The organism is Acinetobacter sp. GFQ9D191M, assembly GCF_011174875.1.
Lineage (GTDB): Bacteria > Pseudomonadota > Gammaproteobacteria > Pseudomonadales > Moraxellaceae > Acinetobacter.
This window is the reverse complement of the sequence record NZ_JAALGV010000025.1, coordinates 22,894-32,897: the sequence shown is the minus strand read 5'-3', so window position 1 is coordinate 32,897 and position 10,004 is coordinate 22,894. Positions and strand designations below refer to the sequence as shown.

Sequence of the window (10,004 nt, the reverse complement as noted above, 5' to 3'; positions counted from 1 at the left end):
TTTACTACTTCGCTATTTTTTAAGCTAAAAGTGTCAACACGCCCTAATAACTTAAAATAAAAATGAAGATAAAACAAAGCAGCTTATATCAAATAATGTGCCATTTCTTACTGGAAAAAAATGCTTTAATTTATGAATATTTTAATATCAAGCTAATATTAAACTGCTCGAATGGGATGACTGCTAGATGATTTTTATCATTATTAGCAGCTTTATTCTTCTCAGCTGTATTTTGGTTTTGATGCAATTCTATGAGCTTAGGCAGTATATACAGAACTCTTTAATTGCATGGCTGCCACAAACTAAAAAACAGTTCATCACAATTAAGCAATTTATACATCAATTTAAACTGGCTGGATCTCCAGACTATCTACAATCACATTGGTATTTACAACAATGGTGGATCTTGATTGCAGGATCTATATTATTTATCAGTATCCTGATGTTTTCTTTGACTCGGCCTGTTTCTGCCAGTATGTCTGAGGCACGTTATTTACAAAAAGTCGACCCGCAAATATATGCACTTTTGGAAGGTCAAATTTTGACTCCACCTGAAGAAGTCGATGAAGCTCTCATTCTTGAAGCTTTGCAGGAAGACCAATATGTCCATCAACCGGTAATTTCAGCGCAACGATTTAATTCTAATATTCAGGATATACATTTAAACCACTATCAAGATCTGAATCAAGCTGATCGCAAATGGCACAAGATGAATCCGCGTTTTAAGCAGCGTTTATTGATGGTATTTAAAATCATGCAGGAACAGTATGGCTATGAACTGATATTGCTTGAAGGGTATCGGAGCCCAGAAAGACAGAACTCACTGGCGACCAATAGTAATATTACCCGAGCCAAAGGCTTTCAAAGTTATCATCAGTTTGGTTTGGCTGCAGATATTGCTTTTAAGCGTCATGGCAAAGTAGTAATTAGTGAGCGTGATCCATGGGCTATGCGTGGTTACCAGTTATATGGACAGATCGCAGAGTCAGTTGGACTCACTTGGGGAGGGCGTTGGAAGTCCATTCAGGATTATGGACATACGGAATATCGTATGCCTGGTCTGAAGAAAACTCCTGAAATGGCTTATCAATTAATAAATGAAAGTCAGTTGCAAACTCATGCAATAACATCCCAGCCATAAAGAATGAGCAGAAGATACATCTGCTCATCAATAAAATTTATTTTTCATCAATAAAATTCTGCATATGCTTCAAAACATCCGCCGTCTTTTCACCATGTAGCCAGTGCCCTGCATTTTCAATCACTTCAACCTGTGCGTGAATAAACTGCTGATTGATGGCTTCAAAATGTTCAGGTTTAGAGATATATGATGAATTTCCACCTCTTAAGAATAATGCTGGAAGTTCATTTTTTTCTATCTTCTCCCATGTAGTAATATCTTCATAATGATTATAAAGTGCTTGCACATTAAACAACCACTGCCCTTTATTGAATGATTTTAAAAGAAATTGGATGACCATTTCTTCTTGAATATATTCACGCATAATTTTTGCTGCTTCATTTCGTGAAGCGACTTGCGCCTGTTGGACTGCAAACAAGGCTTTAAATATTTCAGAATGATGATTTTCTTGATATTGAATTGGCGTGATATCTAATACAACCAGTTTTTCAATCAGATCAGACGCCAGGTCTGCCAGCTTCATGGCAATTTTTCCGCCCATTGAATGCCCGACTGCAATAAATTTTTTAATATTTAAACTGGCTAAAGTTTCTAAAATATCTTCGGCCATGATTTGATAATTCACTTCATCAGAATGGCCAGATAAACCATGATTTCTGACATCAATTTGAATCGTAGTTGCCTGCTCTGAAAAATGTCGGGCTAACATACCTAAATTACTTAAACTACCAAATAAACCGTGAATAAATACCATTGGGGCTAAAGTTGATGTTTCATGGGTTTGTATTTGATAATTCAGGATCATTTGAGAATTCCGTGATTTCCTATGTTAGGTGTTAATAGTGGAGTTATATTGGAAGTTAATCAATTGCCAATGACATAATTTAAAATTTTGCTTAGGCTATTTTGATAGAAGTAAAATCTGCTTAGGCTAAATTGCAATATCTGCTCATAATTGAGTGTCACACTAGATCATTAATAGATCTCTTTCATAAATCAAAAAACGATCTTCTTTTTGGTTAATATTTGCACTCCAGATTTCTTGGCATTCATGCATAATCTGCGGATGAAATACATCGATTCAAACAAGCTTTCTGATCCTCAGTTCAAGCGATACACAGGCATCTCATGGTCAACCTTTGATTTAATGGTTGAGCAATTGAAGAAACATGTCCCTGCCAAAGGCAGACCGCCCAAGTTAAGCCTGGAAGACCAGGTTCTGCTCTGTCTAAGCTATTGGCGGGAATACCGAACCTTATTTCACGTTGCGACGAGTTACGGGGTTTCAGAGCCCACAGCCTCAAGAATTGTCCGTCATGTTGAAGACTGCCTGATTCGGTCCAATCTGTTTAATTTACCCAAAGATTTACCCGAGGGCGAAGGCATCGACTGGAATGTTGTGATCGTGGATGCCACGGAAATTCCAATCCAAAGGCCTAAAAAAACAGAAGAAAAGCTATAGCGGCAAGAAAAAGACCCACACTTTCAAAGTACAGGCCATCATTCATTATCAAACTCAAAAAATCCTGAGTTTATGTACGAGTCGTGGTGCCGTACATGATTTCGAACTCTTCAAACGTAACTTGAATCAGATTCCTGCAGGTACATTTATCCTTGCGGATAAGGGTTATCAGGGAATTTATACAGTGTATCCAAATAGCTTGTTGCCATTAAAAGCAAAGAAGCGCTGTAAACTGGATTCCGAACTAAAAATCTATAATCAGGAAATCAATAAAAGAAGAATTGGAATTGAGCATGTATTTGGCAGTTTGAAAACCTTCAAAATTCTTGCTGAGCGATATCGCAATCGAGGCAAAAGACTAGCATTAAGATTCAATCTAATTGCTGGAATTTATAACTTGGAGCTGAGTGAAAAATGACTTATGAAAGAAATCTAATAAAAAAAATATTTTAAAATTTTTAGGAAATATACGAGTTTTAGAGGTTTATTTGGTATTAAGTTTTAGTTATGGGATATGGATTTTGCGAGAATAAATATAAAGTAGAAAATTGCTTAGGCTATTTTAGCGTGCAATGATTTTACCGCCCTTCGTTTGAGTAAAAAAGAAACATATAAATATTTAATATTTCTTAATAAATTTCAAAAGTAGCTGATATTTACCCGGTAAAATTTGTATATAAATAGATTTTTATAAAGTTTGTTTAATGAGTAATTTAAAAAGCACTGAAATCCTTATGCTACGTATCAGAGTATTTATGCATTTTATAAGCAAGCTGAGAGTCGAAAAAACGAGCTAATTTTTTGGCCCTACCCTTTTGATTCATATACCTTCATTCAGGCCAACATCCCTAAATAAGATATGAATATTTAATTTCATTAGCTTCTATATGCTTCATATCTGATAGTTTAAAGTAGTGTATAAAATGTATTCTAAGGCTATCTTATGAACAATTTAGTTAAAAAAAGCATTGAATTCTTAGTGGAACAAGACGTTGTTGAATCAGCAGAATGTGTAATAGCAGAAGCGGGTTTAACTCCAGCAGAATTGATCACGATAGTTTATGGTGAAATTGTTCGAACAAGTCAAATACCTATTACTCCTCAAGTAGGAACTAAGGATTTCAATATAGCTCGATTAACAGCAGCGAGTTACTCTATTCCAACTGTCAAAGTTTCCATTCCAGAACAGAAGGATGCATTTTTAAATGATGATGGTGGCTATTAAAACTCAAGACAATGCTCTTGCTTTTATAGCTTAATTACACTTCCCTACTCTTACAAAATACTGCGGTGGTCATACCTGAATTATTCATGCTCTGTGCTTGTCGATCCAGAAAGCTTTTAGCAATCATCGCCATTGTGGACGCCATATTGAGTTCATGATTTTCTTCAGAAACTTTTTGAATCTCTTCATAAGCCGTTAAACGCTGGCAGAATGCCTGACGTTGACTTTGTGCATCAGCATTCTGATCTGGATCATCTAAAATATGTTTGGTTTCATTGACTATTTTTGTTTGCATAGCAATAAACTGATCATAATCCGCTTGTGAAAGCTTTTCGGCAAAAGCCATATTGTTCAATTGCATGCAAATAAAGAAAGTACATATTAAAGATGAGGATTTGATCATTTCGAAGGTCTTCTTTTAGTTTTCTTCTTTCCAGACATCTTCATAATCATCTGCATCAATCATGAAGCGGTAGCCCTGCTCTAAAGCCAGATAAGGTAAAACTTCAGGGGCGATATCCTGTAACTCACGCACAGTCATGGTTTCAAAAGCATCTTCATTTGAAGCCAGTTCACCACCATAAATATACCAGCTAATATTTTCTTCTGTCTCAGGCTTTCTACGGATTCCGACAATTGGATCCTGCTTCAGGGTATGTACAGCCACTGCAACGACATCATCACCACTTACTTCTACATAAGCAGAACCGACCTCTTCACACAGCAATTTCTGCTCTGCAATCAGTTCCTGTAATGGTGATAACTTCTGCGTGTTTTTCGACATTCGGTTTGACTCATTAAATTCTTTAAATACCGCTTTAGTTTAGCCTAGTTTTAAAAAATCTAATGCGTATTTTTATAAACAACCTGAAGATCTGTCCTTAAAAATGATTAAAGACAGATCGGAAATTAAGCTTATTGGAAAACTTTGAAGCGTTGATCATCTTCCAGATAATCTTTCGCACGCGCTTCACCTTCAACTGAACCAAATACCAGTTGAGCACGAAGTTTCCAGTTTTCTGGAATACCCCATTCTGCATGAACCTGCTCATCTACAATCGGATTATAGTGTTGTAAAGATGCACCCAGGCCTTCAGTATGCAACGCTGTCCAGGTAGAGAACTGAGCAATAGCAGTTGAATGTTCTGCCCAGATTGGGAAATTCTCGGCATAAGATGGGAATTGCTCTTGCAAGCCTTTTACTACATTTTGATCTTCAAAGAATAAAACTGTACCCGTACCTGCAGCAAAGGTTGCCATTTTTGCAGTCGTTTTTGCAGCACTTTCTTCATCTTTGGCATAGCTTTTTAATTTATCAGCGACAAAGCCCCAGAATTTTTCATGTTCGCCATTGAATAAAATAACGGCGCGAGATGATTGTGAGTTAAAAGATGACGGACTTTGCTTGATCGCATTTTGAATCAAATCAGTTAAATATTCAGGAGACTGCTCTACATTTTTACCAATGGCATAAATAGTACGGCGTTTTGTAATTAAATCTAAAAACTGATTCGACATTCGGTTAAATCCTTGGATATATCTTCGGGAAAACTGGAACCTTCACTTATTTTTATGAAGGAAATCTAATGAATAAGAATTCTGTGATTCATTTACTCATTAGTACTGATAGCTTAAAAAAATATGACTGGAATAGCTATATTATTAAAGTAATATCTTTATATATTCTTTTGATAAAGAATAGTTTTTTAATTTATTTTTTATCAAACGATAAAATAAATGCCCTTTTCTGATCCAATTTCTGTTTTAAAATAAGTCACCATGTTCAATGATGTAGCAGAAAGCTGTTTTGATGATAAATATAGAAATTTACTTAGGCTATTTACTGTTATAAGGGAAATGTCAATCCTTAGAAATCGCTATAAAAAAATCATCCCCCAATTTGGAGGATGAAATTGAATGAATCAGCTTAAATTTTCTTAGAATTTAGCATTAAGCACTTGAGCAGAGACTTTATTTTTCCAAAGATCACGTAAGGTTGGTAAATAGAATTTTTCACCTAGTTCTACCAGTTCAGCATCAATCAAGCCATGCACATCATGCATAAATAGATAATCCAGATCCACACTAGAAAGCTTAAGATGTTTCTTCTGATATTCTCTGCGTTTTTGCTGCGCCTCTTTCACCAACTGATCTGCAAATGTCTTATCTTTATACTGGGTGATCGCATTTAAACGCAATTCAATAATGCCCCACCCTGTTAATAACATCTGAAATGTCTCAAAGTCCTGAGTGGTTGATTCCCAGGTCATTTCATCAAGATTTTCATTTTCCGGGAGAACAGGTAAAAGAAGTTCCATTACACTTGGAAAAATCTTTTTAAAATTCAGAATAAATTTAACAGGATGCTCACCTGGATAATCCTTGAATTGAACCTTTTTTTGAACATCTGTTAAATAAATATCAAGCATTAAATTTTCCTTAAACAACCTGCCATTTTATGGATGTTTATTCATAAGCCATAGAAACTCATGCTGAATAAACGAAAAAACAGCAGTAAAAACGAACTGCATTTTAGCAGCTATATACGCTTATTCAATGTTAATTCGGTATGAGAAGCCATGAGGATAGGCTTTAGCACTAAAAAAACTTCAATAGTTATCTCTAACCATCCTTCTAATACGATTTCACCCGTAATTTTAGATTCTTTCTTTTATTTGCTCATGAATCTATAAAATTAAGAACTTCTGATGAGGAGAATAAAAAAGCCCACTCATAGAGCAGGCTTAATAAATATTTATAATTTTGAGTTAATCTATCTCACCAGTTTTGCCGGTTCCCATACATTCGATACACTGTTTAGCTTCCACAACGTTATAGCCGGTACCGCTACAGCTGCTACACTTCTTTTTTGTATAATCTGGATATAAATCCTCATCTGGATAGGATTCGTCCAAATCAAAATCATCATCAAAGTCAGTCATCACCCTTACCTCATTTTTCTAGTTATCAGGGAATTTCTATTAGTAATCCTTCATTGCATATCTGTCAAAACATGAACGATAGATGGTTCATAGCATTTAATAAGCAAGCTTAATTGAATGAGAATTTTCCAGAAAAAACATGTGCAATTGATTTTATTAAAATTTGTATGAATAATCCTTAGATATTATAAAGCCCTCATTTAGAGGGCTTTATTATTTAACCATAATTAGAAGACTTATTTTACGTTTGGAGCCACCATATTTTCAGGGCGAACCACCTGATCGAACTGTTCTGCAGTTACCAATCCGAGTTCTACTGCGACCTGTTTTAAGGTTTTACCTTCTTTATAGGCAGTCTTGGCCACTTTAGCTGCATTCTCATAACCAATGACTGGATTCAATGCAGTGACCAGCATTAATGAATCATGCAGGAAGTGCTCAATCTTGTCACGGTTAGGCTCGATTCCGACTGCACAGTTATCGTTAAAGCTGTTACATGCATCGCCAAGCAGTTGAATAGACTGCAACAGGTTATAAGCAATCACTGGCATAAAGACATTCAGCTCAAAATTCCCTGATGCACCGGCCACATTAATTGTCGTGTCATTCCCTAAGACTTGGGCAACTACCATAGTCATGGCTTCACTTTGAGTCGGGTTCACCTTACCCGGCATAATACTTGAACCCGGTTCATTTTCAGGAATACGTAATTCACCAAAACCACAACGTGGTCCACTCGCCAACCAGCGAATATCATTGGCAATTTTATTCAGGCTAACGGCTAAAGTCTTTAAAGCACCTGAAGCAAAAACTGCTGCATCACGGCCGGCCAAAGCTTCAAATTTATTAGGAGCGGTGACAAAAGGTAAACCTGTTAATTCCGCTAGAGTATCCGCGGCTTTAACGGCGTAATCTGGATGGGCATTGAGGCCTGTACCGACGGCGGTTCCGCCTAATGGCAGTTCATATAACCCTTGCAAAGCCTGATACAGACGAATCAAGGCATGATCCAGTTGAGAGACATATCCACTGAATTCCTGACCTAATGTTAAAGGTGTGGCATCCTGAAGATGGGTACGACCAATTTTTACAATCTCGGCAAATTCCTGAGATTTAGCATGCAAGGTATCACGTAAACGTGTCACTGCCGGTATTAACAGTTCATTGATCTGTAAGCTAGCTGCCACATGAATCGCGGTCGGAAAAGAATCATTGGTCGATTGAGCGCGGTTGACATGGTCATTTGGATGCACAGGCTTTTGTGCGCCTAAAGGATTGCCCAGTTTCTGGTTAGCAATATTGGCAATCACTTCATTACAGTTCATGTTACTTTGCGTGCCTGAACCAGTTTGCCATACGACTAGCGGGAACTGGCTATCCCATTGACCGCTAATCACTTCATCCGCAGCACCGATGATATAGGTCGATAACTCATGAGGAATCTGGTTTAACTCGGCATTGGTGATTGCAGCTGCTTTCTTGACCAAGCCCATGGCACGAATCATAGCGCGCGGCAGATGCTCATTGCCAATCTTGAAGTTCTGTAGACTACGCTGAGTTTGTGCGCCCCAAAGTGCTTCACTCGGTACAGCGACTTCTCCAATCGTATCATGTTCAATACGTGTTTGCATGCTCAACCTCAATTGTTATTCCATGTTTTACTCATTTAGACAGCAGCTTCAATGCTGTACCCTATTCATTCATCTTAATGAGTTTGATTAATTTTGCAAATGATAATTATTATCAATAATTATCTTATAGGATTTTAAATCACTGCCCTCTTAACGTATTCTGATAGAACAACCATTCATCCTCTAACATTTTCCTTAAGGTATAGCGTGGCTGCCAATGTAACAACTGTTGGGCTTTATCCGTATTAGCACCCAGTTGATCCATTTCGGCATGTGGATATGGCAAAGCATCTACTATAGGAACAGCAGATTGGGTGACTTCTGCAACCTGATCCAGCAAAGTCTGCATTGAAATTAGCTCTCCAGCAATATTAAAGGCTTCGCAAGTCCATTGTTGCTGTTGAGAAAGCCAATGTAGTGATTTGAATACCGCATCACAGACATCCATCACATGTAGAAAACTACGTTCTACTGTATAGTCTTCGGTCTTGGCCTGACGGCGCAATTCCAGATATTCACGCTGCTTCGCACCCACCTGCATGGCCAGAGGCACAATATTCTTTGGTAAAGGTGGCACCCATTCACCTAAAATGCCATTTTCAAAAGCACCCGCGACATTGGAAAGACGTAACATCGCAATACGCCATTCATTATCCGTCTTGGCAGTATCCCGGATGATTTCTTCCACCATCTGCTGTGATTTAATATAAGGATTTGGATAAGTGTAATTGAAAGCCTGATCTTCTTTTAAATCCGTTCCGGAATGGCCATATACAGCCAATGAAGACAAATGCACCAGATTGCGTACTCCAGTACGCTGCATGGCACGCATCAAGCTCATGATACAGCTGACATTATCATTATAATATTCAAGTGGTTTTAAAACTGATTCTTCTAATGATTTAAAGCTGGCAGTATGAATGACAGCCTGTACTGAATTCTGTTCAAAAACTTTATTTAATGCTGGAGTGTTACGGATATCAATTTTGACAAAAGGCACATAGCGGCCGGAAATAAATTCAAGGCGTTCTAAGGTCTGTAGACTGGCATTGGCCAGATTATCGACCACAATGACCTCTAGTCCTTGTGCCATCAGACTTAAAGCAATATGTGAGCCTAAAAAGCCTAAACCACCCGTCACTAAAATCATTGTATACTACCTACTTTCTTTGTAGCCAAGATCATCATCCCGCGTTGATCAAGCCTGTAGTGAATTTCGATGAGCACCTTAATTCTTGTTACCTCCGCACCGACTTCTATTTATGCCTGGCATGCGCTTGGACTCGCCCAAGCTTTACAACATAAACAGGAAGCTTTCCGTGTATTTTTCTATCAAGATGGCGTGTCGGTCGCAAATGCATTGCAATGGGTGCCCGACGACCAGCGTCATCTCACACGTTCCTGGCAGGATCTGAAGATCCGCTTACCTGTTTGTGTCAGTGCAGCCTTAGCGCGTGGGATTACAGATCAGGAAAATGCTCAACGTCACAATATTCAGCAACATAATCTTGCTGATGGTTTTGAATTGGTCGGTCTAGGCGAGCTTGCTGATGCTGTTCAGTCCTCACAACGTCTAATTCAATTCTAGATGCTTCATTTTTCA

The 10,004-nt window shown here is 37.8% G+C and carries 13 protein-coding genes; 5 read left to right on the top strand and 8 right to left on the bottom strand.

Annotation, left to right across the window (positions count from 1 at the left end; translation table 11 throughout):
• Positions 1-187 precede the first annotated feature (187 nt).
• On the top strand, positions 188-1,141 hold the full coding sequence (locus G5T77_RS05255) for a M15 family metallopeptidase (protein WP_166135471.1): 954 nt from the start codon (positions 188-190) through the stop codon (positions 1,139-1,141).
• A 37-nt stretch (positions 1,142-1,178) separates the two neighbouring features.
• Here G5T77_RS05255 and G5T77_RS05250 read toward each other — a convergent pair whose 3' ends face one another.
• Complete coding sequence (locus G5T77_RS05250) at positions 1,179-1,946, bottom strand: alpha/beta fold hydrolase (protein ID WP_166135474.1); 768 nt, start codon at positions 1,944-1,946, stop codon at positions 1,179-1,181.
• A 261-nt stretch (positions 1,947-2,207) separates the two neighbouring features.
• Between G5T77_RS05250 and G5T77_RS05245 the strand changes: the two genes are divergently transcribed.
• From G5T77_RS05245 to G5T77_RS05235, 3 genes are all read left to right on the top strand, one after another.
• Positions 2,208-2,603 carry a transposase family protein gene (locus tag G5T77_RS05245; protein WP_079281082.1) on the top strand — a complete coding sequence of 132 codons (396 nt, stop codon included), beginning with the start codon at positions 2,208-2,210 and terminating at the stop codon, positions 2,601-2,603.
• Complete coding sequence (locus G5T77_RS05240; protein WP_166135477.1) at positions 2,551-3,021, top strand: transposase family protein; 471 nt, start codon at positions 2,551-2,553, stop codon at positions 3,019-3,021. Before G5T77_RS05245 ends, G5T77_RS05240 begins: the two co-directional genes overlap by 53 nt.
• Before the next feature lie 525 nt (positions 3,022-3,546).
• A complete protein-coding gene (locus tag G5T77_RS05235) occupies positions 3,547-3,828 on the top strand; it encodes a damage-inducible protein J (RefSeq protein ID WP_166135480.1) in 282 nt (93 codons plus the stop codon).
• Between the two features lie 34 nt (positions 3,829-3,862).
• On the opposite strand, the gene G5T77_RS05230 is transcribed toward G5T77_RS05235, so the two are convergent.
• The 7 genes from G5T77_RS05230 to G5T77_RS05200 form a co-directional block, all read right to left on the bottom strand.
• Positions 3,863-4,231 carry a hypothetical protein gene (locus G5T77_RS05230; RefSeq protein ID WP_166135483.1) on the bottom strand — a complete coding sequence of 123 codons (369 nt, stop codon included), beginning with the start codon at positions 4,229-4,231 and terminating at the stop codon, positions 3,863-3,865.
• 15 nt (positions 4,232-4,246) lie between these two features.
• On the bottom strand, positions 4,247-4,612 hold the full coding sequence (locus tag G5T77_RS05225; RefSeq protein ID WP_034706678.1) for a hypothetical protein: 366 nt from the start codon (positions 4,610-4,612) through the stop codon (positions 4,247-4,249).
• A 131-nt stretch (positions 4,613-4,743) separates the two neighbouring features.
• The gene (locus G5T77_RS05220) at positions 4,744-5,346 is read right to left on the bottom strand and encodes a nitroreductase family protein (RefSeq protein ID WP_125279641.1); all 603 of its coding nucleotides are present in this window, start codon (positions 5,344-5,346) and stop codon (positions 4,744-4,746) included.
• A gap of 419 nt (positions 5,347-5,765) precedes the next feature.
• Positions 5,766-6,257, bottom strand: a complete 492-nt coding sequence (locus G5T77_RS05215) for a hypothetical protein (RefSeq protein WP_005235543.1) — start codon at positions 6,255-6,257, stop codon at positions 5,766-5,768.
• Between the two features lie 339 nt (positions 6,258-6,596).
• Entirely contained in the window at positions 6,597-6,770 is a 174-nt protein-coding gene (locus tag G5T77_RS05210; protein ID WP_166135486.1) for a hypothetical protein, read from the bottom strand.
• A 236-nt stretch (positions 6,771-7,006) separates the two neighbouring features.
• Positions 7,007-8,401 carry a class II fumarate hydratase gene (fumC, locus tag G5T77_RS05205; RefSeq protein WP_166135489.1) on the bottom strand — a complete coding sequence of 465 codons (1,395 nt, stop codon included), beginning with the start codon at positions 8,399-8,401 and terminating at the stop codon, positions 7,007-7,009.
• A gap of 139 nt (positions 8,402-8,540) precedes the next feature.
• On the bottom strand, positions 8,541-9,551 hold the full coding sequence (locus tag G5T77_RS05200; RefSeq protein ID WP_166135492.1) for an NAD-dependent epimerase/dehydratase family protein: 1,011 nt from the start codon (positions 9,549-9,551) through the stop codon (positions 8,541-8,543).
• A gap of 69 nt (positions 9,552-9,620) precedes the next feature.
• Between G5T77_RS05200 and tusD the strand changes: the two genes are divergently transcribed.
• The gene (gene tusD / locus G5T77_RS05195) at positions 9,621-9,989 is read left to right on the top strand and encodes a sulfurtransferase complex subunit TusD (RefSeq protein WP_166135495.1); all 369 of its coding nucleotides are present in this window, start codon (positions 9,621-9,623) and stop codon (positions 9,987-9,989) included.
• Positions 9,990-10,004: the final 15 nt, after the last annotated feature.

Bases quoted from the DNA above. Each gene is read 5' to 3' on its own strand.
- G5T77_RS05240 (WP_166135477.1), top strand. From the start codon at position 2,551: ATGCCACGGAAATTCCAATCCAAAGGCCTAAAAAAACAGAAGAAAAGC.
- G5T77_RS05220 (WP_125279641.1), bottom strand. From the start codon at position 5,346: ATGTCGAATCAGTTTTTAGATTTAATTACAAAACGCCGTACTATTTAT.
- G5T77_RS05215 (WP_005235543.1), bottom strand. From the start codon at position 6,257: ATGCTTGATATTTATTTAACAGATGTTCAAAAAAAGGTTCAATTCAAG.
- G5T77_RS05210 (WP_166135486.1), bottom strand. From the start codon at position 6,770: ATGACTGACTTTGATGATGATTTTGATTTGGACGAATCCTATCCAGAT.
- G5T77_RS05200 (WP_166135492.1), bottom strand. From the start codon at position 9,551: ATGATTTTAGTGACGGGTGGTTTAGGCTTTTTAGGCTCACATATTGCT.
- tusD (WP_166135495.1), top strand. From the start codon at position 9,621: ATGAGCACCTTAATTCTTGTTACCTCCGCACCGACTTCTATTTATGCC.
- G5T77_RS05255 (WP_166135471.1), top strand. From the start codon at position 188: ATGATTTTTATCATTATTAGCAGCTTTATTCTTCTCAGCTGTATTTTG.
- fumC (WP_166135489.1), bottom strand. From the start codon at position 8,401: ATGCAAACACGTATTGAACATGATACGATTGGAGAAGTCGCTGTACCG.
- G5T77_RS05225 (WP_034706678.1), bottom strand. From the start codon at position 4,612: ATGTCGAAAAACACGCAGAAGTTATCACCATTACAGGAACTGATTGCA.
- G5T77_RS05250 (WP_166135474.1), bottom strand. From the start codon at position 1,946: ATGATCCTGAATTATCAAATACAAACCCATGAAACATCAACTTTAGCC.
- G5T77_RS05245 (WP_079281082.1), top strand. From the start codon at position 2,208: ATGAAATACATCGATTCAAACAAGCTTTCTGATCCTCAGTTCAAGCGA.
- G5T77_RS05230 (WP_166135483.1), bottom strand. From the start codon at position 4,231: ATGATCAAATCCTCATCTTTAATATGTACTTTCTTTATTTGCATGCAA.
- G5T77_RS05235 (WP_166135480.1), top strand. From the start codon at position 3,547: ATGAACAATTTAGTTAAAAAAAGCATTGAATTCTTAGTGGAACAAGAC.